This window comes from Brevibacillus sp. FSL K6-6036 (assembly GCF_037964015.1).
Taxonomy (GTDB): Bacteria; Bacillota; Bacilli; order Brevibacillales; family Brevibacillaceae; genus Brevibacillus; species Brevibacillus borstelensis.
Map to the genome: position 1 here is coordinate 2,664,741 of NZ_CP150173.1, position 24,736 is coordinate 2,689,476.

General features: G+C 50.1%; 25 protein-coding genes and 1 riboswitch. Of the genes, 4 read left to right on the top strand and 21 right to left on the bottom strand.

Annotated elements, in window-relative coordinates:
* Positions 1–267: 267 nt before the first annotated feature.
* From NST37_RS13330 to NST37_RS13355, 6 genes are all read right to left on the bottom strand, one after another.
* Complete coding sequence (locus NST37_RS13330) at positions 268–1,482, bottom strand: PAS domain S-box protein (RefSeq protein WP_003390444.1); 1,215 nt, start codon at positions 1,480–1,482, stop codon at positions 268–270.
* 16 nt (positions 1,483–1,498) lie between these two features.
* A complete protein-coding gene (locus NST37_RS13335) occupies positions 1,499–2,191 on the bottom strand; it encodes a Na-translocating system protein MpsC family protein (protein ID WP_122959087.1) in 693 nt (230 codons plus the stop codon).
* Between the two features lie 122 nt (positions 2,192–2,313).
* On the bottom strand, positions 2,314–3,006 hold the full coding sequence (locus NST37_RS13340) for a Na-translocating system protein MpsC family protein (RefSeq protein WP_122959048.1): 693 nt from the start codon (positions 3,004–3,006) through the stop codon (positions 2,314–2,316).
* Between the two features lie 207 nt (positions 3,007–3,213).
* Positions 3,214–4,134, bottom strand: a complete 921-nt coding sequence (locus tag NST37_RS13345) for an aminoglycoside phosphotransferase family protein (RefSeq protein WP_003390448.1) — start codon at positions 4,132–4,134, stop codon at positions 3,214–3,216.
* Between the two features lie 225 nt (positions 4,135–4,359).
* Positions 4,360–4,563: a cold-shock protein gene (locus tag NST37_RS13350; protein ID WP_003390449.1), complete on the bottom strand. Its 204-nt coding sequence runs from the start codon at positions 4,561–4,563 to the stop codon at positions 4,360–4,362.
* Positions 4,564–4,920: 357 nt separating this feature from the next.
* Positions 4,921–5,736: an inositol monophosphatase family protein gene (locus NST37_RS13355; protein WP_003390450.1), complete on the bottom strand. Its 816-nt coding sequence runs from the start codon at positions 5,734–5,736 to the stop codon at positions 4,921–4,923.
* Between the two features lie 369 nt (positions 5,737–6,105).
* On the opposite strand from NST37_RS13355, the gene NST37_RS13360 reads away from it, so the two are divergent.
* Positions 6,106–6,471, top strand: a complete 366-nt coding sequence (locus NST37_RS13360; protein ID WP_003390451.1) for a rhodanese-like domain-containing protein — start codon at positions 6,106–6,108, stop codon at positions 6,469–6,471.
* Between the two features lie 91 nt (positions 6,472–6,562).
* On the opposite strand, the gene NST37_RS13365 is transcribed toward NST37_RS13360, so the two are convergent.
* The 5 genes from NST37_RS13365 to NST37_RS13385 form a co-directional block, all read right to left on the bottom strand.
* Complete coding sequence (locus NST37_RS13365) at positions 6,563–8,107, bottom strand: AbgT family transporter (protein WP_122959052.1); 1,545 nt, start codon at positions 8,105–8,107, stop codon at positions 6,563–6,565.
* Positions 8,108–8,133: 26 nt separating this feature from the next.
* Complete coding sequence (locus NST37_RS13370; RefSeq protein WP_003390453.1) at positions 8,134–8,787, bottom strand: PAS domain-containing protein; 654 nt, start codon at positions 8,785–8,787, stop codon at positions 8,134–8,136.
* 83 nt (positions 8,788–8,870) lie between these two features.
* On the bottom strand, positions 8,871–10,058 hold the full coding sequence (locus tag NST37_RS13375) for an amidohydrolase family protein (RefSeq protein ID WP_122959047.1): 1,188 nt from the start codon (positions 10,056–10,058) through the stop codon (positions 8,871–8,873).
* Between the two features lie 16 nt (positions 10,059–10,074).
* Entirely contained in the window at positions 10,075–11,052 is a 978-nt protein-coding gene (ilvA, locus tag NST37_RS13380) for a threonine ammonia-lyase (protein WP_243014187.1), read from the bottom strand.
* Positions 11,053–11,056: 4 nt separating this feature from the next.
* The gene (locus NST37_RS13385; RefSeq protein WP_122959046.1) at positions 11,057–11,530 is read right to left on the bottom strand and encodes a RidA family protein; all 474 of its coding nucleotides are present in this window, start codon (positions 11,528–11,530) and stop codon (positions 11,057–11,059) included.
* Positions 11,531–11,805: 275 nt separating this feature from the next.
* Positions 11,806–11,961, top strand: a riboswitch (cyclic di-AMP (ydaO/yuaA leader).
* Between the two features lie 7 nt (positions 11,962–11,968).
* On the opposite strand from NST37_RS13385, the gene NST37_RS13390 reads away from it, so the two are divergent.
* Positions 11,969–12,661, top strand: a complete 693-nt coding sequence (locus tag NST37_RS13390; protein WP_003390458.1) for a CAP domain-containing protein — start codon at positions 11,969–11,971, stop codon at positions 12,659–12,661.
* Positions 12,662–12,825: 164 nt separating this feature from the next.
* Here NST37_RS13390 and NST37_RS13395 read toward each other — a convergent pair whose 3' ends face one another.
* Complete coding sequence (locus NST37_RS13395) at positions 12,826–13,575, bottom strand: glucose 1-dehydrogenase (RefSeq protein ID WP_339185506.1); 750 nt, start codon at positions 13,573–13,575, stop codon at positions 12,826–12,828.
* A 214-nt stretch (positions 13,576–13,789) separates the two neighbouring features.
* Between NST37_RS13395 and NST37_RS13400 the strand changes: the two genes are divergently transcribed.
* Positions 13,790–14,392 carry a TetR/AcrR family transcriptional regulator gene (locus NST37_RS13400; protein ID WP_003390461.1) on the top strand — a complete coding sequence of 201 codons (603 nt, stop codon included), beginning with the start codon at positions 13,790–13,792 and terminating at the stop codon, positions 14,390–14,392.
* A gap of 101 nt (positions 14,393–14,493) precedes the next feature.
* On the opposite strand, the gene NST37_RS13405 is transcribed toward NST37_RS13400, so the two are convergent.
* From NST37_RS13405 to def, 3 genes are all read right to left on the bottom strand, one after another.
* Complete coding sequence (locus NST37_RS13405; protein WP_170208386.1) at positions 14,494–14,637, bottom strand: hypothetical protein; 144 nt, start codon at positions 14,635–14,637, stop codon at positions 14,494–14,496.
* A gap of 80 nt (positions 14,638–14,717) precedes the next feature.
* A complete protein-coding gene (locus NST37_RS13410; protein WP_339185507.1) occupies positions 14,718–15,743 on the bottom strand; it encodes a homoserine dehydrogenase in 1,026 nt (341 codons plus the stop codon).
* Between the two features lie 52 nt (positions 15,744–15,795).
* Positions 15,796–16,320, bottom strand: a complete 525-nt coding sequence (gene def / locus NST37_RS13415; RefSeq protein WP_031933070.1) for a peptide deformylase — start codon at positions 16,318–16,320, stop codon at positions 15,796–15,798.
* Positions 16,321–16,487: 167 nt separating this feature from the next.
* Here def and NST37_RS13420 point away from each other — a divergent pair, with 167 nt between their 5' ends.
* On the top strand, positions 16,488–17,783 hold the full coding sequence (locus NST37_RS13420; protein ID WP_003390464.1) for an aminotransferase class I/II-fold pyridoxal phosphate-dependent enzyme: 1,296 nt from the start codon (positions 16,488–16,490) through the stop codon (positions 17,781–17,783).
* 153 nt (positions 17,784–17,936) lie between these two features.
* On the opposite strand, the gene NST37_RS13425 is transcribed toward NST37_RS13420, so the two are convergent.
* The 6 genes from NST37_RS13425 to brnQ form a co-directional block, all read right to left on the bottom strand.
* Entirely contained in the window at positions 17,937–18,641 is a 705-nt protein-coding gene (locus NST37_RS13425; RefSeq protein WP_003390465.1) for a membrane protein, read from the bottom strand.
* 288 nt (positions 18,642–18,929) lie between these two features.
* Positions 18,930–19,829, bottom strand: coding sequence for a DMT family transporter (locus NST37_RS13430; protein WP_311068431.1), 900 nt, complete (start codon positions 19,827–19,829; stop codon positions 18,930–18,932).
* 156 nt (positions 19,830–19,985) lie between these two features.
* Complete coding sequence (locus NST37_RS13435) at positions 19,986–21,164, bottom strand: acyltransferase (RefSeq protein WP_003390467.1); 1,179 nt, start codon at positions 21,162–21,164, stop codon at positions 19,986–19,988.
* A gap of 209 nt (positions 21,165–21,373) precedes the next feature.
* The gene (locus NST37_RS13440; protein ID WP_122959040.1) at positions 21,374–22,558 is read right to left on the bottom strand and encodes a DUF418 domain-containing protein; all 1,185 of its coding nucleotides are present in this window, start codon (positions 22,556–22,558) and stop codon (positions 21,374–21,376) included.
* 254 nt (positions 22,559–22,812) lie between these two features.
* Complete coding sequence (locus tag NST37_RS13445) at positions 22,813–23,193, bottom strand: hypothetical protein (protein ID WP_024983621.1); 381 nt, start codon at positions 23,191–23,193, stop codon at positions 22,813–22,815.
* 70 nt (positions 23,194–23,263) lie between these two features.
* Positions 23,264–24,574, bottom strand: coding sequence for a branched-chain amino acid transport system II carrier protein (gene brnQ, locus NST37_RS13450; RefSeq protein ID WP_003390473.1), 1,311 nt, complete (start codon positions 24,572–24,574; stop codon positions 23,264–23,266).
* Positions 24,575–24,736 lie beyond the last annotated feature (162 nt).

Consider the following 24,736-nt stretch of genomic DNA (forward strand, 5'->3'; position numbering starts at 1 on the left):
TTCTCATTACAGAACAGTTGCAGCGAGTTACTGGAAAATTGGTGTTGTCTAAATCCATCCCATGCCGATCGACTTGAAGGTTGAACTGCTGTCCTTTTCGTTGATTTGATTCAGCCATACATTTCAATGATTGGCATCATAAGAAAGAGGCCGACCTATCCGTAGATATTTCTAGGGAAGGGCAGCCTCTACGTTAAATAGCTCTGTGCTATAGGCAAAAAAGGGCGGGAGTTTCAAGAAGCGCCGAAAAGGCAAACAGAGTCGAGTTTAATGGAACGCAGGATGGAGCCGCGACGGCGTATAGATAGGAAGACTGACGGTGAACGTCGATCCTACCCCGATCTCGCTTTCAATATGGATTTTCCCGTGGTGGTTTTCGATAATGTTATAGCTGACCATCAGGCCGAGTCCGTTTCCGTCCTCTTTGGTGGAATAAAACGGAGAACCGATTTGCTTCAGCTTTTCTTTAGGAATCCCGCACCCTTGGTCGATAAAGCGGATAACGGCAAGCTCCTGTTTTTTCTTGACCTGGATCAGGAGCTTCCCGCCGCCCGGCATTGCTTCAATCGCATTTTTCATCAGATTGATGAACACTTGCTTCATCTGATTTTCATCGCAGTAAATGGTGACGCCGGGGGTAAACGCGGTCAGTATCTGTACATTATGGATAAGAGCCTGCGTTTCCAATAATGTAATGACGTTTTGCAGCATTGATTTAACATCTTTCTCCTCAAACTTTCGATCTGTTGGCTTGGCCAGCAGCAAAAGCTCGTTGACAATGACTTCGATCCGGTCCAGCTCCGCTTCCATAATGTCCAGATACTCTGTTTTATAGTCTGGTCCCTTTTTGATGAGCTGTAAAAATCCTTTCAGCGATGTCAATGGATTGCGGATTTCATGTGCAATGCCCGCCGCTAGCTGGCCGGCTATCGTCAGCTTTTCCGAATTTCGCAAAAGCTCCTCGGTCAATTTTCGCTCGTTTTCAAGCAAAAGACCCTCCGATCTTTTCAAAGCGGTAATATCCTGCACTTGTGTGAGAAAATAGAGCGGGCGCCCGCAGTCGTCCCGGACCATGGAGACGTTCAGCAGCACCCAAACCACGCGACCCTGTTTCAAAACGTAGCGCTTTCTCATCTGATAGGATTCGATCTTCCCTTCCAGCAGCTGTTGCATGTAATCAAGGTCTGCCGCGAGATCGTCGGGATGGGTAATATCCTGGAAGGTTCGGGACAAGAGCTCTTCCTCTGTATAGCCGATCAGGTCGCAGAAGGATTGATTTACTTTCATCCATTGCCCATCCAAGGAGACCAAAGCCATTCCAATCGAAGAATATGTAAATGTCTGTAAAAACAGTGATTTGTTCTCCACATCAGCACCAAACTTCAACGAATATCGCTCCTTCCAAATCTCGATTGTGACAAGCAATTTGCGAGAACCTTCCTCTGATTTGCCCGGAGTTTTCATGATGGCCAGCCGCTGCATCTTCCTCTCTTTCGCTTTACGGAGCACTCAGCATAAACACGATAATACTCTTGTCCATCCTTGCATTGGATGCAACGAACAATTCGATGACCCTTCTGTTCAGAACACTTTCAATATGGCTGTTTTTGCCTAGAAACTGCTTCTCCACATTTTTCTTCGCCAAAAGGACAATGCCTTCGTGTCCAAGCCGGATCAATTCTTTTTCGATCTGGACAAATACACCCTGCTGTATAAGCAGAATCAATCTCGCATGCAATTGGTAGGAAACGAGGTTCTCCGGTTTTCTCTGCACTTGCTCATGGTGCAGGTATATCTCGCGATGCAAAGCTTCCTTTCCTTCATAAAGCTCTGAAAAGGAAGGATTGTATGAAAAAGGCGTGGAAGCAATCCCCAAAAAAAGCCCCGACTTTCGATGGAAATTCCAGTCGTAATAAAACTCGGTAATCTCTCTTTCTGTTATTTTATTTATGTACGTTTTGATTTCCGGCAACAGCTTTTGCATGAGTGAGTCTCTGATACTGTTAACTGTGGTTTCCTGGCCTTGTTCCAACAACACCTGTTCGATAGGAGACAAGAAGTTTTTGATATAGACGGTAATAAAAGTATGTCCGATCGATACAAAAATGGATTCCGGTCCCTTCCCAAAGTTGTCCCGAAGGATTTTCCCAATATAGCTGCTGATCTCTGTTTGCTGAACTACGCTTTCCATCGTTTCATTCCTTTTAAAAGGGTAGTTTTCAATTAAAAAAAGAGCCGGAACAGTCAGCCTGGGCAGCTGCCATTCCGGCTCATGTCTAGCTCATTTGTCATGTCTAGTTCATTTCCACCGAATTATGAGGTTGGATTGACGATAAATACGATGACACTTTTATCTCTTCCGAAATCCCAGTCTACAAATAAATCGACAACCTTGGTCCCAAGTATCGACTCAAAATGGAGATCATTGTGAAGCATACCTTTTTCCAATTGCCTTTTGGCGATCCGCAGCGATTCCGAAAAGCCGAGCCGGATGAACTCTTTTTCAATGGCCACCAAAATACCGTTGCGGACTACGAGGATGGTCCTCGTATTCAGTTTGTATGAGAACATCTCTTCCGGGATTTTTTCCACTTGAATGCTTATCTTTTCGATTTCCTCATGCAACTGCTCCTTACCCGTAAACGCTTCCGCAATTTCGCCTGCGTGCGGCAGCGGCTCCGAAGTAAGCGCGACAATGATACCCGACCTGTTATGTAAGCCCCAATCGTAATAAACTTCCCGAATCTCCACGCCCGTGGCTATTTTCAAGTACGCCGTGATCTCCGGAAGCAAATTTTTCATAAGCAAATCTCTCGTCTGCAGAATGGTGACGATCTGGTCCTGTTCGAGCAGGACGCGCTCCATTGGCGAGAGGAAATTCCGCAAATAGCAGGTAATAAAGGTATGTCCCAAGGTGACAAAGACAGATTCGGGGCCTTTTCCAAAGTGATCGCGTAGAACCCGTCCGATATAACTGCTCAGGTCTCTTTGTACGTTAGTCTCCACATGATCAATCCTCTTGTAAGGAAAAGGCGTTCTTTCCTTTCCCCCATTTTACTATAACATAGACAAGGTAAATTTTCGGCATAAACCGTGAAACTTATACGTCCTTTTTATCCTATAGTAAGCTTTACCTCTTTTTGGGAGAGTTGAAACATGGACCTAAACATTTTTTCAATGCCGAACCCCAAACCAAATCCAGCCAAGACGAGATTATTCCTTAAACCAATCAGGCTTGCAGGTCTCGAAATAGCGATGATCCTCGCACAGGCTATGCAGTCGTTCGACCATTTCGTCTACTTTTTCGGGGGTTACACGGACCGTCCAGACTATCGCGGAAAAGATTGACATGGCGGCATAGACTGCATACAGTGTCCAAAAGTCAGCCGGTATTCCCCTTTCATAAAAATACCCCTCTATTTGTCCGACCGAAAAGGGAATGCTGCATTCCTTGCTAAAGAGTGCCAATTTATAGAAATCGTGAATCGGATCGCCCCAATCGAAACGGTTGAAGTCAATTACTCCGGCATACCGCTTTTCATGGACAATCATGTTGCCAACATGAAAATCGTCGTGTTGAAACTTGTTGGGCCGGGCTTTCAGGAGCTTCTGGTGTTCATCAATAAAGCGGATTATCCGGGCGTCGTTTTCCATTTTCACTCCACAGGTCTTATACGCCTTCACATAGTTATGGTGCTTTCTCGTCGCTCGTTCATACCAAGAGGAAATCGAATGGGGGGCGGGATGCTGATGCAATTTGGCAAGGTCCTGCCCGGCGTCCCAGCCGATCCGGTATTGCTTCTCCGGTGGGCAATCGGGAATGGCACCTCTTGCATCTTCTCCGTCGATATAGCTGAGCAAGTAGTAGCACAACTCTGATTGCTCAAGCCTGCCGATGTCTATAGGCTGGGGGCTTTTCGCTCCGTACATTTGGATCGCTTCCATGATCCCGTATTCCGCGTATTTTCGCTCGTACTGCTTCAAGTCGGCCGTTCTCAACAGCAATTTGGTTCCGTCGTCATAGCTGACCACGTATTTTTGATCAGGTGAAAACCCTTCGGCAATTCGGCGGATGTCACTCGCATGAGCGAGTGCGGGAATGTTCTCCCGAAAGGCTTGCAGAATATCGTTCATCTCAGTGCCAGTACCCCCTCTTCAAACATTGTGGAAGAGAATTTTACCATAACGTGTATCCAATTGTTCCGTTTTTTCGGAATTATTTTCAGATTCCTCTCACCATCGTCATCACATCCGACTAAACAGCTACAGTTCTTGCCCTAGATGCAGAGGAACCAAAGAACGAAAAAAGACGCAAAAAAGCAACTGCCTCAAAGACAGTTGCTTTTTTGGGTGGGGCTTTTATATTTTCACTACATTTTCAGCTTGAGGTCCGCGATTCCCTTGGGTAATAGTGAACTGGACACGCTGGCCTTCATCCAGGGATTTGAAGCCCTCTCCCTGGATCGCACTGTAATGTACGAAAACGTCTTCCCCGCCTTCTACTTGAATAAACCCGAAACCTTTTTCTGCATTAAACCATTTTACTGTTCCAATCGTTTGCATTGTTGTAACCAACCTCCAACAGTAGTATATGCCAATCCAAGCTCCTTCATGTACATGAAAATCACACGCACACAAAGCAATGAAGAAATAATTATCCAAAAGGTGAATTACAGCCTTCATTACTATATTTGGTCCAAAAAGGTTTCGTCTATTGTTCAAACATCCAAAACGACGAAAGCCCTACCTCTCTTCCATCCTTGCGGCTCCGTAGACCGCGCCAGTGTGAATCAGAAATTCAAAAGAGGCTCATTCAAGTCTCTTCATAGTAACTGAATTGGAATGAAAAAGCAAATCGCAAGGATTCCGGCTCTCCTTTGAAACAAACTCTGGTCTCATCTCTTTGATCAATCTGTTCTGCTACACATCCAACCTTATCGGATGCAAATGCGTCAACAGCTCTCGGTGAATCTGGCCATTGCTTCCTACAACATGAGGCGTGCTGACCTTGTAGGAATTTCCTGCCATGTCGGTTACCTGTCCCCCTGCCTCCGTGATCAGCAGTGTTCCTGCCGCCACATCCCAAGCATTCAATCCATATTCCCAGAAAGCGGTCAAGCGCCCCGCTGCGACATAAGCGAGATGGAGAGCGGCGGACCCCAGCACCCTCATTGTTTGGCAGCGCGGTCCCAGCTCTCCTATCCCCTTCAACACCGCTTCACGCATCAGCGGTGTTGAGGGAAAGCCCGTCGCAATCACGCTTCTGGCTACATCCTCGGTGCCGGCGACCTTCAGCTCTTTCCCGTTGACAAACGCTCCCTTTCCTTTTTCCGCCCAGAACAATTCATCCTGGCTCGGGTCGTAAACGACGCCGACAATCACTTCTCCTTTGCTGGTCAGGGCGATGGAAACGGTGAAGCCCGGAATTCTTTGCACATAGTTGCTGGTTCCGTCAATCGGGTCGACGATCCAAAGAAAAGGAGTCTCGTCTGCCTTTGCTAGCGATTTTACAAAAGAATGGTGGTTTGCAAAGGACTCTTCTTCCCCTAAAAATGCATGGTCAGGGTACGCTTCCAAAATCCGTTTGCGAATGAGGCTTTCTGATGCTTTGTCAAGCTCTGTGACCACATCGAAGGCATTGCCTTTTTCTTCTATCGTAAATCGGGATTCGCGCCTGTTTTTGATCATCGTACCCGCTTCTTTCGCCACTTGCTTGGCAAGCTCTACATAGCTCACGCTTGTTTCCTCCTGTCTGGAAAACAGTCTTCAATGCCTTTGGCGATTGTAGGATGGAGGCACGTCAGCAGCAACTTCAGGATTCCCCTGTTTTTCCGTTTCCCTTTCATACCTACGGCAGATCATTCCCGAAACATTCATGATTTCTTTTGGATCATTCCGCTTCTGTGCCAGTGAGCTATATAGTCATGTTCTATCTAAACCCTTTCCACTGTAAACAAACGAATTTTTGCTTCCAACCTAATAGACACGATATGTTCATGCACCCCCATTATGGGTTAAGTCACAAATAAAGCCGTCCGCATGGTAAAATGGAATGGCCTGAAGGATTTGCCAAAAGACTTCAAACAAAGAACAGGAGATTGATACATGGAACAAAAAATCCTGGTCCGCGACTTGCTTGTCCGCCTTGCAAACAAAGAGAGGCTATACTTGCTCGATGTGCGTGATGAAGACAAATATCGTGCAGAAAGCTTGAACGATTACGGCGTGCCGACGGAGAACCTCCCGTATCTGAAGATGGTCGAACCGGACGAAGACATTCAGGAAAGAATGAAAGAACTGCCAACGGATAGACAGATCATCACGATCTGTACGAGCGGAAACAAGGCGCGAAAAGCGGCTGAGCTCTTGCGCGAAAAAGGCTACGATGCCACCTCGCTCGAAGGCGGGCTGACTGCCTGGAAACAATATCACGAGAATGGCGGAAACGAACCAAAGCAACCAGCGGACTAGACTGTCTCGCTGGTTGTTTTTCTTGACGGCGGCTGCCAATCTGTTTGGTTCGGAGGCATCTTGCTCAGAGAGGACCTTTCCTCCCAAACTCTTATCCCTTGATAAAGTGGCCCGGACCAAGCGGCATGCCTAACAGGTACCATAGCGCAAACAGGAGCAGCCAAAAAATCCCGAAGAATAACGAATACGGCAGAAGGATTGAGATCAAGGTTCCCATTTGCAGATTTTTCTGATATTTGTTGGCAAAAGTAAGCAAGATCGCAAAATACGGCAGCATAGGTGTGATCGGATTGGTGATCGAATCACCGATGCGGTAGGCAGCCTGGGTGAAAGCGGGACTGTACCCCAGCAGCAGAAACATGGGGACAAAGACCGGCGCGAGAATTGCCCATTTCGCTGTCGCGCTTGCAATGAGGAGATTGATAAGAGCGACGAACAGAATAAACAGGATCAGCAGCGGAAGGCCTGTCAAGCCGATGTTTTGCAGAAAAGCAGCTCCCTCGATCGCAATAATCGGACCGAGATTGCTCCAGTTGAAATACGCGATCATTTGCGAGGCGACAAATGCCAGAACGATGTAATAGCCCATTCCGGACATCGTCTTTCCCAAATGTTCGGCCACATCTCTGTCCGAGCGAATCACACCGGCTCCAATACCGTAGGCGACAGCGGGAATCCCGAACAAAAAGAGCAAAATGGGAACGAGCGACTTCATAAATGGAGAGACAATCAGCGAGTCGGTATCAGGGTCGCGAAGCAGCGAACCGCTCGGTATGGTGACGGCTGACAGGATGACCACGCAGACGAACAAAGCAATACCGGCCCAGCGCAATCCTCGTTTTTCCTCCGGTGTCACCTGTGCTTCCACAGCATTTTGTTGAGCTTGTGGTGTATAGCTTCCCAGCCTTGGCTCCACAATCCTGACAGTGATCCATACGGTCAAAGGAACGAGCATCAAAGTGGAAGCCACCATAAAATAGAAGTTCATCGCAGGGCTGGACATATAGCTCGCATCGATCATTTGAGCCCCTGTCTGCGTAAAGCTTGCCAACGTCACATCCAATACGGAAACAACCAGATTGGCACTGAAGCCGCCGGCTACAGCAGCGTATGCGGCAGCAAGCCCTGCGATCGGATGCCGGCCGAGCATGGTGAAAATCATCGCAGCGATCGGTGGCATAACGATGAAGGCCGCGTCTCCGGCGGCGTGTCCCAACATGCTGACAAGGACGATAATCGGCAAAATCAACGAACGCGGGGAGGCCAGTACAGTCCTTCTCATCGCTGCGCCGATCAAGCCGGTTGATTCTGCCAATCCGACGCCAAGCATGACCGACAGAACCAAGCCGAGCGGCGGGAATGAGGTGAAGTTGTTGACCATCTCGGTCAGAATGCGGACGATCCCCTCTTTGCTAAGCAGGTTGACTGCGGCGATCCGCTCATGATTGGTGGGATTCACCGTCGACCATCCGAGTGCGGCAGCGATAGCGGAAAGGATCAAAATGGCGGCGATTATGACGAGAAACAGTGTGACTACATCCGGCAATTTATTGCCAAGCACTTCCACACGGTCAAGGAATTTCAAAAAGAATCCTTTTTTACTTGCATTCGTCTGTTGCGTAACAGGTGCCGCCATCATATTCCCCGCCCTTCCCTTTCAATTTACGAAGGCTGCTTACCCGTTTTCTCCACGTAGTTGTAGATCGTGTACTTGGAAACATCCAGCAGGTCGGCTACGTGCTGCACAGCGCCTTTGATCAAAAACAGCCCCATTTCATCGAGCAGACCGATAAAGGCAATTTTCTCCTCCTTCTGCATAAAGGGGACGGGTTTGCCGATTTTGCGGATGCATTCCTCAATGATTTGGTCCATCAACTCGGAGATAGTGGGAGCAAAGCGTTCTTCCGTTTTTTCTTCACTTGGCTCCTGCTGAAAAGAAGCCATTCCTTTGAGAATAGACTCGGCCATCACAAGGCTGGTCACGTCCAGATTGATACAGATACAACCGATAATGGCTTGATGCTCGTCCCTGATAAAAATCGTGCTGGATTTGATGATTTTGTCTTTAATCCCTTCGTGCTTGTAGTTGAGAATGAAGTCATGCCCTTGCTCGCCCTGACGGAGCAGCTTCAGACCGAGATTGGTCACCGGGCTTCCCGGGCTTCTGCCGCTTACATGGCTGTTGTGAATGGCAATGATCGAAGCCTCGGGGTTGGTCATGTCGTGCAGGGCGACTTCACAGTGGTCGCCAATCGTTCGAGCCAGGCCCTCAACTACAGGAATATAACTGGCCAAAATGGGATGCAATGAACTCATGTGTGAAACCTCATTTCCTAGCGTGTTTATGTGGGAGAATGCGGCTGCGTCTCCTGGGCAAATCGTCAACGAGGCCTGCTTGTTTACCGGTGGTGTACGCAAAGCTTACCCCCTTTATACACCTGCCTTACTCGCTTGAGAGAAAGCAGGTTTTCCACCGGATTTCCCTCCACAAGCAGCAGGTCTGCCCATTTTCCTGCCTCAATGGAACCCGTTCTGTCCTCCAGCTTCATGCATGCAGCTGCCTGCAGCGTCGCGGCCCGAATCGTCTCAATCGCTGGCATTCCTTCCTCGTGCATGAGCTGCAATTCATCCGCCAAATACCCTGGGATGTTAAAAGGGGTACCGGCGTCTGTGCCTGCAGCAATCTTCACTCCGTGCCGAAGCGCTTTGCGGAAGCTTTCCCGATGGATCTGGACAAACGGCTCTGCCTTGCGGACAAACTCCTCAGGCACTCCGCTCTCAGACGGCTGGCGCAGGATCAGCGTCGCAGCAATCAGGGTCGGAACCAGAAACGTTCCGTTTTCGATCATCAATTGGACGGCCTCGTCATCGAGTACCGTTCCGTGTTCGACCGTCGTAACGCCTGCACGAATGGCGTTTTTGATTCCTTCCAAACCAATCGCATGAGCTGCAGTTGTTTTTCCGGCATGAGAAGCTTCCTCGCAAGCGCAGCGCAGCTCTGCCTCTGAAAGCTGCGTGGAGCCCGGCTCTGTTCCTTTTGTTAGGACACCGCCCGTGGCCATCAGCTTCAAGAGATCTGCTCCCGCTTTCAGTTGGCTTCGGGCGGCCTTTCTCACCTCGTCAACCCCATCAGCCTCAATCGCCATTGGATGGCAGTGCCCGCCAGTCATGACGATGGGCTGGCCGGATGCGTAGACGCGCGGCCCCTCGACAAAGCCTCGCTCAACCGCATTTCGATAGGAAATATCTACATTGTATCGTGTACCCACATTCCGTACTGTCGTGATGCCAGCCTCGAGAAACTGTTTTCCTTGCTGATGAGCCCGAAACGCCGTGTCCGCTGCGGAATCCAGTCTGATTTGCCTGAAGGGATCAGGTGAAGCGTCCATGCCCAAATGCACATGGCAGTCGATCAAGCCGGGCAAAAGCGTCATTCCCGTTCCGTCGAACTCCCAGTCTGCCACTTCCGCATTGCCTGCCTCAGAGACATGCAATATTCCGGATTCGTCAAAGACAACCGTTCCTCTTTCAATCTGCCGCAAATGTACAACGTCGATTATTCTTACATTGTATATTTTTCGCCTCACGTCAGCACCACCCTGTTTATACTGGGATTTGTTGCGTGTACTTTTCGACCAGCTCAGCGAGCAGCTTCATGTTTACATTGCCGCCTGAAGCCAGCACGACTACCTTTTTTCCCTTGAGTGCAGTCCGATGGTGAATCATTGCTGCCAAAGCGGCCGCACCGGACGGCTCTACTACCATCTTGGCCCGTTCCGCAAGGCTCACCACCGTCCTTGCAATCTCTTCCTCGGAGACCAATACCATCTCGTCGACGTATCTTGTCGTGTGTGCATACGTGATCTTTCCCGGCTTTTTGGCCATCAATCCATCCGCGATCGTATCCACCTTTTCCACTTCAAACGGGCAGCCGTGCCGAAGCGATTCATACATCGCCATGGCCCCCTCGCTATTCACGCCGATCACGCGCACGGCCGGCTTTGTCTCCTTCAAAGCAGCCGCCACGCCCGATATCAACCCTCCCCCGCTGACCGGAACGATGACCACGTCAACGTCGGGAAGCTCTTCCAAAATCTCCAGGCCGATCGTGCCTTGCCCTGCGATAATATGCATGTCTTCAAACGGATGGATCAGTACAAGACCTTCGCTTTGGTGAAGCTCCAGCGCTTTTTCATACATGGTAATGGAGGTGCTCCCTCCATCTACTACTTTGGCGCCGTAATGAAGGATCGCATTTTGCTTGCTCGGTACAGGATTGGTCGGCATGACCACTGTAGCTGCAATCCCTTGGATCTGGGCAGCGTAGGCAGTGCCTGCGCCGTGATTGCCTGCAGAAAAGGCCACGACACCCCGTCTTTTTTCCTCGTCTGTCAGGCTCACGATCTTGTTGTACGCGCCGCGGATTTTGAACGCCCCTGTCTTTTGCAGATTCTCGCATTTTACGTAGATGGTATTGCCTGACCATTCGCTGAAAGTGCGCGAATACTGCATAGGTGTCGGCAAGATGACACCCGCGAGATTGGCCCTGGCTTGCCTGATTTGCTCCAATGTAACGAACATGCGTTTATCTCTCCTCTTCCCTGATTTCTACGACCATTTCAATCTCCACAGGCAGATTCATGGGCAGAACGGATGTGCCCAAGGCAGAGCGGGCATGCTTCCCCCTGTCGCCAAAAACGTTCACCAGCAGATCGGAAGCCCCGTTCATAACCTGGGGCTGGTCGTAAAAATCGTCTGCGCTGCTCACCAGTCCGAGTACTTTCACAATCCGCTCAATCTTATCAAGATTGCCAATCTCCGCTTTGATCATGCTGAGCAGGTTGAGGACAGTAATCTGTGCCGCCTCATATCCTTGTTCTACAGTAAGCTCCCTGCCCAGCCTGCCCGTATAGAGCGGTTTCCCATCGACAAAGCAGCCGGCTCCTGAGGTAAAAACCAGGCAGCCCGAACGCACGCAGGATACGTAGGTTGCCAAAGGCGGTTGGTTCGGGGGCAGACTTACCCCCAGCTCTTCAAGTCTCTTTTCCACAAATGACAAAAGTACCACCACGCTTTTCTGAAAATTCTAATCAACACTCGATATTCTCATTCTATCACGATCCCGGAATAAAATGATACAATTTTTTTGATATCGACAAATTTTTTAGAAAAAAATCAACAACATGCACCCGTCCGCTGAATCCTCCAGCCGCCTGTCATGGAAATCATGCCACAAATACACGGCGGTATTTCCTTTTCTGAACAAGCGTCAACAAGGTCTGCCATTATTTACAGGTTCCATTCTCTCAAGTCTATTTGTTATCCTAGTTAAGCCAAACAAACAAGCCGAAACTTCCAAAGAAGTGGAAGTGCGGGGGACTTCTTTTTGTAGAGTTAGCCACTCTGCATTGGGGTGAATCACGCTTGTGAAGGGTTGTATCCTCAGCCCGAACCCGACAACTAACCTCGTAGGCGAAGAAAAGGAGACGATGAGAACATGAAACCATTCGGCAAGTCTATCATCGCTATTGCTTTGGGATTGGCTGTTACTTCGATGTCCACTTCAGCATTTGCTGCCACATGCCCGGTAAAAAATGTTGTTAATCAAGGGCAATGGCTCCCATATTTCATGAATTCCCAACCTTCGCAACAATCCCAACCATCGAACCAATGGAACCAATGGAACTGGGCATTTCCATCCAACTCTATGCAATGGGTAGAGCTTCCGATGCAACAGCCGGTACAAAAACCGGTTCAGCAGCCGGTACAAAAGCCAGTTCAACAACCGGCTAAAGCTCCGGCAAGCAACACTGTCAACGCTTCCTCCCAGTTTGCTCGCGAAGTGGCAAATCTGGTAAACCAAGAGCGTGCAAAAGCTGGTCTGGCTCCGCTTGCTTACGATGCTGCATTGGAAAAGGTAGCATTGGCAAAAGCGGCTGACATGGATCAAAACAACTACTTTGATCACAACAGCCCTACCTACGGTTCTCCATTTGACATGATGAAGCGCTTTGGCGTATCGTACATGACTGCCGGCGAAAACATCGCCATGGGTCAGCGCAGCGCTGAAGAAGTGATGCAGCAATGGATGAACAGTGACGGTCACCGCAAAAACATCATGAACCCGAATTTCACGAAAATCGGCGTAGGCTACCAAAATGGTTACTGGGTACAAGAATTTACCGGATAACCTTGATGGCTGCAGAGAAGAACCGAGTTGCTCAACAGAGTGACTCGGTTTTTTCGGTTTTTTCCCTGCTTGCAAAAAAAGCCCACCTGAAGCTGGTGGGCATGGTATCGATCTAGGCTTTTGTGATCAAAGGAGAAAATGGCGACACCCGGATCAGAGGCTCATTAACGAGCGCACCAGCCGCCGTCGATGACCATTTCAAGGCCGCTCACAAACGAAGACTCGTCCGAAGCGAGATAAAGTGCACCATAAGCGATATCCTCGGGTTTGCCGAGACGAGGCAGCGGCGTTTGCGCCTGAAAAATGCCCCGAACCTCTGGAGCCGTGATCATTTGCGTCATTGGTGTTTCGATAATGCCCGGGTGAATGGAGTTCACGCGGACGGAATCCTTCGCGCATTCGACAGCTGCTGCTTTCGTAAGAGCTCTCAACGCCCCTTTGGAAGCGGTGTAACCATTCGTAAAGTTCAGAGCAACTAGTCCTGCGGTAGACGAAATGTTGATGATGGAACCGCTTCCAGCCTTTTTCATCTCAGGGTAAACCAGCGTCATTCCCAGCACGCAGCCGGTCAGGTTTACATCCATCACCTTGTTCCAGTTTTCCATCGTAAATTGCTCAATCGTAGCATCTGTACTGATACCCGCATTGTTTACCAGGACGTGAATGTTGCCAAATGCCTCCAGACCTTGTGCGATGACGTTTTTCCATTCGTCCTCGGAAACGACGTTGTGTTTGACCCCGATGGCTTCCCCGCCGTCCGCCTTGATTTCATTCACCACTTCTTGCAGCTTGTCTTCGGACATGTCCGTCGCGATTACTTTCGCGCCTTCCTGGGCAAACAGACGAGCTGTTTGTGCCCCCATACCGCTTGCCGCACCTGTAATGATGGCGACTTTTCCTGTTAGACGACCCATAGTCGTATCCTCCCGCTTTTTCATTTCTGAAAAAGAAATTCAAAAAAATTTTAAACAACTAGTTGTTTTATCGACACTGTGTCGTAAATAATTATATCAATGCCCTTCTTATATGGGCAAACAACACAAAACGCCGAAGTGACGATAAATCAACAGAAGATCAACGTTGTGTGGATCACATAGAAAAAGTTCAACAAGGATGGGAAGAATGTCGATGAAACCGAAGAAGATTGATCCGCGGGTCAGGAGGACACGCCAGCTCCTTCAGGACGCGTTTACCTCGCTCATACAGGAAAAAGGGTATGAGGCCATCACCGTACAGGACATTACCGAGCGTGCCACTTTGAATAGGGCCACCTTTTACCTCCACTATCGAGACAAACAGGATTTGATGTGGCAAAGCACAGAAGAAGTCCTCTCGGAGCTGGTGGACAGTCTGCGCGAAACGACCAAACATGCGAAAAAAGCAGACTTGCACGTAGATCAACCGCACCCCGTGTTCGTCTGCCTGTTTGAACAGATTGCACGCCATGCGACCTTTTACAAGGTAATGCTGTCCCATCACCAGGCACCACTCGCTGCTCGCCTGATCGAAGTCATCACCGATTACATCTCCCAAGGCCTGGACGAATTCCAGCCCGATGACACCAAGCTCACGGCACAGCGAGAGATTATTGTCCGCTATACCGCCTCTGCCTTTTTAGGAGTCATCATGTGGTGGCTGGAGGGCGGCATGAGCTATTCTCCCCGCTTCATGGCGCTGCAATTGATGAGGCTTGCGATCAAGGGGCCGTATGAGCTGTCTCCGTTTGCGTGAGCCCTTTCGGGGCGGGAAATAGCAAAAAGCCGGAACGGTACCACTCCGGCTTTTCACATTCAAGAGGTACTCGTCAAAGCGTTCTCTTCGCTTCGACGCTCTTAGCTCTCTGTGGAACAGCAGTCACACTTCTGCTCCTCTAGCAAAGGTACCTCTTTTTCATGCATTGTCTGTTTGGTCGGGTATGCCCCCACCTGCTGCAACTCTACACTGACATCTTTGTCATTGTTTTGTTGTTGGTCCATGGGAAGCCTCCTCACTGAGTGCGACCTGTGCCTAGTATACGCACCCGGGATGTGAAGCTATTCGTTCTTCAGGGATTCGTTCAGCCTTTTGCCCGGTTTGCCTGAAGGATGTGCTCCAGGTCTTTCAGGGCTGCAGCTGCGGCTGCCACCGGGTCGGATTTTCCTCCCACCACCAACAGCTCCCCCATTGTGTCCGTTTCCAGACGAATCGCTTTGGTCGTCCCGCGGACTTGGGCGAACGGGTGAGTCTCGGACAATAGCTGCACGTCCACAGCGGCCTGGAGAGTGTCGTCGACTTTGCGCAGACTGCCTACCAGCTTGGGGACAAGACCGTCTGCTTTCCACTTCTGCACTAGCTCCGGTGTGATGCCTTGGATGCCCTTCCGTGCCACATCCGACAGGCGAATGCCTGCATGAAAAGCTGCATTGGCCATAATTGTCAGCTTGCAGGCCGTGTCCCAGCCTTCGAGATCAAAGCGCGGATCAGGCTCGGCAATCCCCATCTGCTGGGCGCGGATAATCGCCTCCTCCATGGAGATGCCTTCTTCCATCATTGCACTCAGCACAAAATTGGCTGTTCCGGTAAATATTCCTTCGATCAGCGCCACTTCACAACCGGCCAAATTGTACTGGAGCAAATCAACCGTCGGCAAAGCTGCAGCCGTTGCTCCGCTTACTTTGAGCATGGCCCCATGTCGTCTGGCCGCCTCATGGAGCCCCTGGTAATCTGCTATCAGCGCCCCTTTGGAGATCGCGATGACATGCTTGCCGCGGGACAGGGCGGTTCTCATGTAGGAGAGGGCCATGCCGCCAGTGACAATATCAGAAGGACCCGCTTCGATCAGGATGTCAAATGGACATGCTGCCAGGAAGTCGGCTCCCGTTTTCTTTTTATCTCCCATACTTTTCTCTGCGGAAAACGCCTGGACTTGTTCGAGTGCCAGTCCTTCATCCGCGTAGCAGCCAGCGGTCGAACGCATGACGCCGACAAGCCTGACATCGGCATCGTAGACCATCCGGTATCTTTCCTTGCGCTCGTGAAGCAATCTTGCGACTTGTCTGCCTACCGAGCCAAATCCAGAGATGACCACGTCGTATCGTTTCATTGCGAGTTCCTCCTTGCTGTGTACCGTACTAGATTCGCTGTCTGCGGCCAAATTAACGCGGCAAACGACGCCGATGAGCGAGGATGGGATTGGCGTCTGCCGGCTTCAGCTTTTTGCCTTTCCGGCCATCGTACAGCTCATTTACATAGTCGATATAGAGGATGCCATGCAAATGGTCGATTTCATGCTGCACGCACCGAGCCAAAAATCCTTCTGCCTCCAGTACGACCTCTTCTCCCGCACGCGTTAGCGTCTTTACTTTTACATATTGGGCCCGCGTGACTATGCCAACGACACCGGGAATGGACAGGCAGGCTTCGGTTCCTTTTTGCTCACCCCGGCTGTCCACGATTACCGGATTGATCAGTTCGATCAGGCCGGTTCCGCAATCCATGACGACCAGCTGCTTGGGTATCCCGATCTGAATCGCAGAAAGACCTGCTCTTCCCTCGGTCGCGTAGATGGTGTCCGCCATGTCATCCAGAATGTTGCACACATTTTGCGTAATCGGGCTCACCGGCCTGGATCGTTCCCTTAGAATCGGATCCCCCAGCTGCACGATCATCCGTTCAGCCATCTCGCTTCTCCTCCCCGACAACGAGTCAATTTGTATCCAACGTAACAAAGCGGTCCCCTTTCGTCAAACGCTTTGCTGAACGCCTGTTTTTTCATCGACAAATACGCTTATATACGCTATCTTAAATGGTAAACATGAAGTTGATGGAAACGAAGAGGGAGGAAACCATGCATCCACTTGCATCTCAGCTCAACGAGACAATTCAACGTGAAAATCCGCACTTTTTCGACATGCTCTCTGAATTGGGCCGACTGATTTACTTCCCGAAGGAAGGCATCCTCAGTCAATCTGCCGAAGCGAAATCAAAGGCCAAAAAGTACAACGCCACGATCGGGATTGCATTGGAAAACGGCCAGCCGATGCATTTGAAATCGATCCAGGACACGTTGTCCGCTTATGCACCAAAAGACCTTTACGAGTACGCTCCCCCTGCCGGCAAACCGGAGCTGCGCGCCGCCTGGAGGAAAAAAATGCTGGAGGAGCATCCTTCTCTGGAAAATAAAACCTTCAGCAATCCGATCGTGACGAATGCATTGACGCACGGTCTGAGTGTCGTGGCGGACTTGTACGCAGGACCGGGAGACAGCGTCATTATCCCCGACAAAAACTGGGAGAACTACGAATTGACATTCTCCATTCGCCGCGGGGCGGAAATGGTCTATTATCCGCTTTATAACGATGAAATGACTTTCAACGCGGAAGGTCTCAAGGATGCGATCCTGGCACAAAAAGAGAAGGGCAAAGCGATCGTCGTCCTCAACTTCCCGAACAACCCGACCGGATATACGCCTGGGCAAAAGGAAGCCGAAGAAATTCTCAAAGCGCTGAAGGCTGGTGCCGAGGCGGGAATCAACATCGTCGCAGTAACCGATGACGCCTACTTCAGTCTGTTCTTTGAAGATTCCTTGCAGGAGTCTCTGTTCGGCGCGCTCTGCGACCTGCATCCGCGAATTCTGCCGATCAAGGTGGACGGCGCGACCAAGGAAGAATACGTCTGGGGTTTCCGTGTAGGCTTTATCACCTACGGCGGAAAAAGCGATGCCCTGCTGGCTGCCCTGGAGCAGAAAACGCTCGGAATGATCCGCGCGACGATTTCCAGCGGACCGCACCCGTCCCAAACCTTTATCCTGCACGCATTGAATTCACCGACTTTCAACCAAGAAAAGCAAGAAAAGTTCGAGATCATGAAACGTCGCGCCAACCGGGTCAAGCAGTTGCTTGACAGCGGCAAATTTGATGACGTGTGGACGTACTATCCTTTCAACTCGGGATACTTTATGTGTCTCAAGCTCAAGAATGTAGATGCGGAAACATTGCGTACCCATTTGCTTGAGAAATATGGTGTCGGTACGATCGCTTTGGGCAAGACCGACTTGCGCATTGCCTTCTCTTGTATTGAAGAAGAAGACATCGACGAACTGTTCTCCCTGATTTACCAAGGAGTTCTCGATTTGCAAGGGTAATGGAAACAGAAAAAAGCGTTTTGGATGCTCATCCAAGACGCTTTTTTTCGTGTCGCTCCAGATATGCAGGTTCGAACAGAAATCAAGCTCTTCTGCCATCCTCCAACTGCGAAATAAATCGAGAGTTCTTGCCAAATCACGTCGACTCTCCTGTTACGATACCCTTTCAGCCATTTGCGCGGGCTGCTCAAGCTGATCCATGTCGACAGCAGGCAACAGCCTGCGCTCCCAACGTCGGACTTGGACTGTCCAAAAGCGAAGAGATGCCTGCATCACAGGTCCGACCAGAAATACTGACAAGAATGTGCCGAACGATATCGGTCCACCCGCGATCCAGCCCAAAAAGAGCGCCGTCCCTTCCAAGCAGGTACGGACCAGGCGGACAGATCGGCCGGTGATACGGACGAGCGACAGCGTGATTCCATCCCGCGGACCGGCTCCCAAGCGGGACGCGACATACATCCCCGACCCGATACCCATCAGAACAATCCCGACAACCAATTCGACAAACCGCGCCCACTGCGCTGTCACAACCGGAATGATACTGCTCGCAAGGAAGATGTTGACAAAAAAGCCGATCAACAAAATGTTGGCGACGCTCCCGATCTGCGGCAAACGCCGATCCAGAATACATGCGATTCCGACCATCAGAATACCAACGATCTGTACCCATAAACCGACTGACAAGCCGGTCAAACCCGACAGGCCGATATGCAGGACATCCCAAGAAGATGCGCCTAATGCCGCTTTCATCATACTGACGGCGCCCATCGACAAAACGACCAAACCGAGTAAAAACAGAACCAGCTTGGCCGCAAACAACGGAAGTTTCCCCTTTGCTGTTTTCTCTCTTTTCAACAGTATATGCTCCTCTCCTGTTAGCAAAAATGTTCTCTATTTATAACGTATTTTACAAATTAATTACCTAGCTAATTATATTTGTGGAGCCTTATTTTGTCAAGGCCGGTGAAACATCGCCCCCAAAAAAGCCTGCGATGCGAAATCGCAGACTTTCCGTAAAAAATTATTTGCAGTGGGTTCTGGACGATTTTGTTTGGAATCTTTCGAAAGCTCTGGTGAGCCTTGCTGGTTGCCTTCTCTGCGCCTCGACTCGACCTTCACAACTCCATCTCCAGGCCGCTGGCGCTACCTTTCCACCCTCACTTTCTGATCCTCGACGCTTCTGGTGCCAGCCACAACTGCCCCGAGTACAAACAGCATGCCCATTCCGTGAGCCCACGTGAACTGTTCACCCAAAAAGAGAACGGACACGAGCGCAGCGCTGACCGGCATAAAGCCGGTGAACAAGCCGGCTGTAGAAGCAGCCACCTTCGCTACGCCTCTGTACCAGAGGACGAAAGAAAGGACGCTTGCGGTGACGGCATAGTAGATCATCAGCAGCCAGATCTGGAACGGTACAGCAGTCAAATCCGTCTTGATCAGATCGGCAATCGCAAATGGGAGGAACAAAATCAGACTGATCACATTGATCGCCGCCGTCATCTGAAAGGGGGTCACACTCTCCGACAGCCTTTTGGCAAAGATCGTAAAGAGGGCCTCCGAGATGACGGCCAAAAATACGAGGAGATTTCCAAACATGGCGCCCCAGCCCACGCTTGCCGCTCCGCCCGTAAAGGTAATGAAGCCGATGCCCACAACCGAAAATAAAATGGAGACCAGTTGATGTGAGCGTATTTTTTCCTTGAGGAGCAGAAAAGAAAACAAAGCGATGCAAGCCGGTACGGTGCTCGTAATGATGCCTGCCGAAGTGGCTGTAGTCCACTGCACCCCGTAAAGCATGCAAATGCTAAATAAAAACACCCCAAAGAAAGACTGCCAGAACAGCGTCTTCCCCTCTTCTTTCCGCCACGAGCTTTTCCACTCTCCACGCATGGACAGCAAAGGAAGGAGAATAATCACGGCAAGGATAAAGCGAAATTCCAAAAACAAGAAAACAGGTACGTGCTCGACGATGGCTTTTCCCACCGAAATATTAATGCCGACAAATGCCATCGATAATGCCAACTGCACATAGGAAGCGATCATCCTGTACGCTCCACCCCTTTATCTATCTTGACATAACATATACCATTTTTGCCCGTTTAACTCCTGCTTTAATTACGAAAATTCGGAACATTTCCGCACAAAAAAAGCTCCCCTTTGATAATCAAGGGAAGCCGTGTTTGTTGCAATTGAAAGCCTTCATATCGCTTGTTTATACTCCTTCGGTGTCGATGGAGCCGAGCTGTTTTTCTTCTTCTCGGCAGCTCCCACGAGCAAAGCGCCAAAAGGCAATTTAGCCAAGCCGTAAGACAACCCGAAGGAAAACGCAGAACAGAGAACAAACGCGATCAGACTGCCCCCGATCCCGCTTGCCGTCCACTCCCAGTGATTGAGCAATTTCATCACATACGTCAGGACGAGCGCGTGGATGAGATAAGCGCCATATGAATAATGCCCAAGCATCGTCAGCCATTTTTTCCATTGCGAACCCGACTTGCCCACCCACACGGCTACGAGGTAGACGACGAGGAGCTGGGCTACGGTATAGAGAAACATCGAAGGCTTCAGCGAGGTTGCCACATTCAAATTGACAATCGGGCCGGCCGAATGTTTGACCAGCTCATACCCGATATAGGCGTAGGTGACACCGAAAGCGGCGAACAGCCACAGCCACCTTTTCTGCAAAAAGACGCGAAACTGCGGCAATGCCAGTGCAGCCAGACCGCCCATGAAAAAATAAAAAGAGTAATACAGGAAGTTGCGATCGCGGTATTTGATCAAGTAAGCATCGAGCCAGGCCAGATCAAACCGAAACGAATGAGCCGGGATATAGCGGACGGAGAACCACATCAGAGCGGCGTAGGCAAGAGCAGCAGCTCCAACGGCAAACGTCCTGCCCGCTCTTCCCCGTACAGCATGTCTTGTCCACTTGAACAGCTTTAGCAGGATCGGGTATAAGAGATAAAACTGGAAAATCATCACGACAAACCACAGATGATAGGAAGCGGTTCCTGTCATCCATTTTTTCAGCACCAGCCACAGCGTCTCCGGATTGAATCCAGTCAGGTCGTGATGCATCGCCATATAGACGATCGACCAGACCGCGTAAGGCACCACGATCTCCGTAAACCTCTTTTGTATAAACCGCGGATACTGCAAGCGGTCGTAATAGTTGTAAAACAGCACGAGTCCCGTGACGAATACGAATGCAGGAACCGCAAATTTCAACAGATGAAACAACATCCCAAAAAGAAACGCCGTCTCTTCCCCAACTCCCGGCTTGCGAATGTATACGCCGATGACATGCTGATACACGACAGCCAAAAAAGCAAATGATCGGACATAATCCAATTCGACGATTCGTTCTTTTCGGGCCATTTTTTAAACGTCATACCTTTCCGCCATAGACATGGAAAACAACACTCACCATCTTACCTGTCAGCTTGGCAAGAGGCAATAGGAATGTTTACGCTAGCGCGATTGCAACCATTTGCACAAGGCCCAATAGCCGGTCGTTAGAATGGAGACGGCAATGATCGCCATCAAAGTATCTGGTCTCATACATTTCCTCCAAAGTCCTTGTCTTCTCACTTTTTTAACTGCTGAACAGACCCGTAAGTCAGGCTTCGCCATACCCATTCCAGCGGTCCGTAACGATAACGCGATAGCCACCATTTGCTCCACGCCACCTGAATCGGGAAAATCAGCAGACACAGCATGAAGCCAACCCAGAGCGGGGTTGAACCGTATAAGTGAAAAAGCTTGACGGTACTTATGCAAAGCACAGTTTGGGCGATGTAATTGGTCAGCGCCATTCGCCCCACAGGTGCCAGGAAGGCAAGCCTTTCGCTGCCTTGTTCTTTTCTCATCATCAGCAAAATCGATGTGAGGTAAAAAACGCACAGAGCCAATCCGCTCCACTGAATCAGCACAAGACGAGTCATTTCCAGCGAACCCGGAATCGGGACGATCCCAAAGTGAACCAAGGGAATCAGCACTGCCAGCGGAAATCCGGTCAAAAGCGAAATCACCCAGTATCGTCTGATTGCCGATTCGTATTGGCCGAGCTGGTGAAACACCCCTTTTTTGGCGACATACAGTCCAAATAAAAAGAGCGGCAATACGGTCAGAATCATCAGCCATTCATTTTGAAAGAGCACCGGGAATTCATAGTTCCAGCGAAAGGAGAGCCACTCCCCCAAGCTCCCGTTTTGATAGGCGTCGACCGCTTGTCTGGCCAGATGCTCCTCTTGGGCGCCTGTTGCGTGTCCGTCATCGGGGATGAGCAGCGCCAGTCCCATCGGTATCTGTAAAAGAGCGAGCAACGCGATCGCCCATCTTTTGATGACAACCTCCCGCCTTTTGTAGAACAAATAGAGCAGGATGCCAGCCAACGCATACGTGTGCAAAATATCCCCGAACCAGAACAACAAGTGTACGATGCCAAACAAAAACAACACGGTCAACCGCCTGAAATACTTGCTGCCAACCGGCACCCCTTTTTGCTCCAGGCGGCTCATGAAGAGGTAGAACCCTGCGCCGAACAAAAAAGAGAAGATCGTGTAAAACTTGGTCTGAACAAGCATGTCCAGCATCATCCGCAGCCACAAATCAACGGCGCCTGCGTGTTCGGGAATGCGCTGCATGCTGAGAAAAAGCTCCGGCTGCATGTATCCCGGCATATTCACCAAAAAAATCCCGAAGAGCGCAAATCCCCTGATGACGTCCAGTTCATTGATTCTCTCGGTCAATGGGGTAGGTGTTGTTTGCATGCATCTCAACCTTTCTCTCGTGCACTTCCATAATCCCCCATTGTTTAATACGACTGATCCAAGTAAAAAGTAACGAACTATTTTCTTCCACAATCTCCGCATCTTCTCGTACCGCCTATGCAAGCAAGCAAAAACCCCGCCTCCTCATAAAGGAAACGGGATTATTCAACAAACGGGGCTTATTCAACTAACAATTGCCGATATCTCGGTTCGGTTCCTTGCATCCTCATGTTCCAACCACACCCGTCGTGCCATTATGGCTGTTCATCGATCACTTTCAGATCACAGCATTTTTTGGCATCGTACTTCACTTTGACAAACAGCGTATCCGTATCATTTCCCCGGATAAAGGTCGTTTTCAGCGTCCTTTTCGTATTGCCGCGACTTTCCTCGAAAATATAGGATACAGAGACATCCTTGTACCCCTTTACAGAATAGTATATATACCCTTCCATGTCATACATCTGCACCGCATCGGATGAGCGATCCAAACGCTTCAGCCATTCATTTACTTCTATCCGATGCTGCGGCTCAACCGATTCTTGCCCGACCGAAACTGTAAAAGGCGGCTTCTCCTCGCAGCCGGTGAGAAAAAGCAAAAGCGCTGCAGGGAGGATTGCCTTTTTCCTGTACATCCAATCACTTCCAAATTGAGTCAATATTTTCTCCATCTTAACAAGGAAGGATTGGGAGCACAAGTCATTTTCAATAAGCCCGCTTGCGCAGCAGATCTACTCCGAAACCGAGAATGCTGCCGACAAATGCAGGCACCACCCAACCGGCTCCCTCCGAATACAGGGGAAGGCTGGCCAGCAAGAAGTCCATACTGCGCGGCAAAAGCATCGTATTGACCAGATCGAGAAGCCCGTAGACTACAACGAGTCCGACTGCCGTTACATACAGATGAGATCGCGGAGAAAGCAGCGGTTCGGCAAGCGCGAAGAGGATCAACACGATCGCGACCGGATAGATTGCGCCCAGAATCGGCACTGAAATCTTCAGGATCAGCGTCAACCCCATGTTCGCGATCAGCATGCTCACGATACAGAGCAGGCCAACCCACCCGCGATAGGAAATGCGCGGAAACAGCCCGGAAAAGTACTGGCTGCACGAGGTCACGAGTCCAATGGAAACGCAGAGACAAGCGACCGTAAAGATGACCCCAAGCAGGAGAATGCCGGAGGAGCCAAATAAATGCCCCATCACATTGGTCAGAAGCTGTGCGCCGTTCTCTGCCTTGCCCAAAAATGCGTGAGTAGAGCCGATAGCACCCAGCATCAAATAGATGACGGCCAGCAAAATTCCCGCCCCCGTGCCTGCGGCCATCATGTAACCGGACAGTCGGCCAGGCTCTGTGACTCCCTTGGACCGAAGCGTATTGGATACGACAATGCCGAATACAAGCGCCGCCAGTGCGTCCATCGTCAAATATCCGTCGAGAAAGCCTTGCATCACAGGGTGAGCAGCGTACGCCCCTTCCGCTTGCACAAGCCCCCCTTTTGGACCAAAGAGACTTTTTACGAAGATCAACGAGAGCAGAATCAAGAGCGCTGGTGTCATCAGCTTGCCAAACCGGTCAACCAGTTTGGACGGAGACAGACTAAACCAAAAGACCAGCCCGAAAAATACAAGGGTATACAGGGCAAGTCCCACGGGCTGTGTCGCTGCGGTTTGCGGCAAAAAAGGCAGCATGCCCATCTCATAAGCCAGACTTCCCGCCCGCGGAATGGCCAGTCCCGGTCCAATCGAGACGTAAATAAGCAGTGGAAACAAGCTTGCAAAAGCAGGGTGAACCCGTTTGGCCAACTCGTAAAAGCTCCCCGCCTTGGCGATGGCTGCCACGCCCAGAATCGGCAGTCCGACTGCTGACAAAATAAAGCCGGCAAGAGAAAGCCCTACCTGATCACCGGCAGACTGACCCAGAAATGGCGGAAAGATGAGGTTGCCCGCACCAAAAAACATGGAAAACAACATGAGACTTATGAGGACGATTTCTTTTTTGGACAGCGCATTCATCTTTTCGGTTGTTCCCTCCTAGCTGTAATGGAGGGATTGTATCAGCTTTTTCAAAGCGAATCTAGTGACAGGGAGGTATTCGTAATGTTAAATAAAGTATGCTGTTTCACTATATTTTGAACTTTCATAAAGGAAAGGTACCAGGAGCAGATCGCATCTCCA